Source organism: Streptomyces sp. MUSC 14 (genome assembly GCF_001866675.1).
Lineage (GTDB): Bacteria > Actinomycetota > Actinomycetes > Streptomycetales > Streptomycetaceae > Streptomyces.
Map to the genome: position 1 here is coordinate 1 of NZ_MLYN01000080.1, position 2,509 is coordinate 2,509.

General features: G+C 69.9%; 1 protein-coding gene and 1 pseudogene. Both read left to right on the forward strand.

Annotated elements, in window-relative coordinates; all coding sequences use genetic code 11:
- Nucleotides 1-135: 135 nt before the first annotated feature.
- Nucleotides 136-219 (forward strand): annotated as a pseudogene (locus BIV25_RS54800) (hypothetical protein); the annotation flags it as partial.
- Between the two features lie 156 nt (nucleotides 220-375).
- Nucleotides 376-2,509, forward strand: a 2,134-nt coding sequence (locus tag BIV25_RS40660; RefSeq protein ID WP_218158518.1) for a type I polyketide synthase, incomplete at its 3' end; no start/stop codon positions are given.

Here is a 2,509-nt window from a genome sequence, read left to right on the forward strand (position 1 = left end):
AACGCGCACGTCATCCTGGAGCAGGCGCCCGAGCCGTCGAACTCGGGAAGCTCTGCGACGGACGATGCGGCAGTACTGCCCTGGCTTGTCAGCGGCCGCAGCGAAGCGGCCCTGAGCGCCCAGGCCGGGCGGCTGCTGGCGGCTGTCGAGAAGCCGCACGACTCGTCGTCCGTTCATCTGGCCCACGCGCTGGCCACGACCCGGTCCACTTTCGAGCACCGGGCCGTCGTACTCGCTGCCAGCCGTCAGGAACTTGCCGAAGAACTCAAGGCATTGCATCTGGGCGAGCCCGGACTGCGCACTGTCGTAGGTGAAGGCCGTCGAAGTGGTCGGACGGCGTTCCTGTTCTCGGGTCAGGGTGCGCAGCGGTTGGGGATGGGTCGCGAACTGTACGACAGCTTCCCTGTGTTCGCGGACGCCTTCGACGCGGTGTGCGCGTACGTGGGCGGCGAGTTGCGTGATGTGGTCTTTGGGGATGATGCGGAGCGGCTGGGTCGTACGGAGTGGACGCAGCCCGCGTTGTTCGCGGTCGAGGTGGCGTTGTTCCGTCTGGTGGAGTCGTTCGGGGTGCGTCCTGACGTCTTGATCGGGCATTCGATCGGTGAGGTCGCTGCTGCGTATGTGGCGGGTGTGTTGTCGCTGGAGGACGCCTGTGCTCTGGTCGTGGCCCGTGGCCGGTTGATGCAGGAGCTGCCGGCCGGTGGTGTGATGGTCGCGGTGGAGGCCGCCGAGGACGAGGTGCTGCCTCTGCTGGAGGCACGTGCGGACGAGGTGTCGATCGCCGCGGTCAACGGCCCCCGCGCGATCGTGATCGCCGGTGCCGAGGCTGCCGTCGTCGAGGTCGCCGGAGAGCTGAAGGCCCGGGGTCGGCGCGCGTCGCGGCTGCGGGTCTCGCACGCCTTCCACTCCCCGCTGATGGAGCCGATGCTCGATGCGTTCCGCCGGGTCGCGGAGGGCATCAGTTACGGTGCACCGTCGATCCCGGTCGTCTCGAACGTGACGGGACAGCTTGCTGCGGATGGGGAGTTGGCGTCGGCCGAGTACTGGGTTCGGCACGTCCGTGAGGCGGTTCGCTTCGCCGATGGCGTGGCTGCGCTCGTGGCTGAGGGTGTGACGCGTTTCCTGGAGATCGGACCTGACGGCACCCTCACCGCCCTCGCCCAGAACTGTGTTCCGCATGATGACGCCGATGGCACACTGTTCGTACCGATCCTGCGCAAGGACGGCTCCGAACACGTGGCGGTGCTGCGGGGGATGGCGAAGCTGCACGTCGATGGTGCGGAGGTCGACTGGACCCCCGTCTTCGGTGACCACGACGGTGGTGTGGCGGTCGACCTGCCCACCTATGCCTTCCAGCGCACCCGGTTCTGGCCCACTGTCACCGCGCACACGGTGGCGTCGGGGAAGCCGTCGGTCTCGGACGGTGACGCGTCCTTCTGGTCGATGATGGAACAGGGGACGCAGCACCTGGCAGACACGCTCGGCGTGCCTCAGGACGCGCTGGACGCTGTTATCCCCCGGCTGACGGAACTGCGCCGCGAACAGGTGGAGCGCGCCGAGGTCGACGGCTGGCGATACCGCGTGCAGTGGGCGCCGGTGGAGATACCGGCCACAGCCTCTCCGAACGGGCGCTGGCTGCTGTTGCAGGAGCCCGACGCCTCCCCTCTCGGCGGGCTCGATCGGTTCGTGCCCGGTCTGGAGCGGACCACCTGTGACGTGCGGGACAGGGAGGGGCTCGCCGCGCTGCTGGAGTCGGCGGTCGACGGGGCCGAGCCGGCCGGTGTGCTGTCCTGCCTCTCATTCTCCCCCTCCCCGGACGCCGGTGTGGTCGACACGATGGCGCTGGTTCAGGCACTCGGTGACGCAGGTGTGCGCGCGCCGCTCTGGGTCGTCACGCGAGCCGGGTTCGGCCCGGATCGCGCCCCCGACGATCCCGCGCAGGCGGCCGTCTGGGGGCTGGGACGTGTGGCCGCATTGGAACACCCGGAGCGTTGGGGCGGGCTCATCGATGTGACGGCGGAGCCGAGTGACGAGGAACTCGCCGCTGTCGCTTCGGTGTTGGGCCATGGCGGCGAGGACCAGGTGTCCGTGCGTGACGGGCGGATCCATGGCCGTCGGCTGTGCCCGGCGCCGATGTCCGTCACGGAACCGGTCGCGTCGCTCGGCGACGGCCGTCCGTCTCCGCGGCGGCTCCTCGTCACCGGAGGCACCGGTGCGCTCGGGGTCCACGTCGCCGAGTGGTTCGTCACGCGTGGGACGCGGGAGCTCGTCCTGGCGAGCAGGGGCGGTCCGGACACCGCCGGGCTGGCCGAGACGGTCGAGCGGCTGCGGGCGGCCGGCGCGCAACGCGTGGATGTCGTCGCATGCGACGTCGCCGAACGGGCTCAGGTCGCCGCGCTGCTCGAAGCCCATCGGGTCGACGGGATCGCCCACGTGGCGGGAGTCCTCGACGTGGAACTCATCGATGCGATGACACCCGCTCATGTGGCGCGGGTGGTGGGGGCGAAGG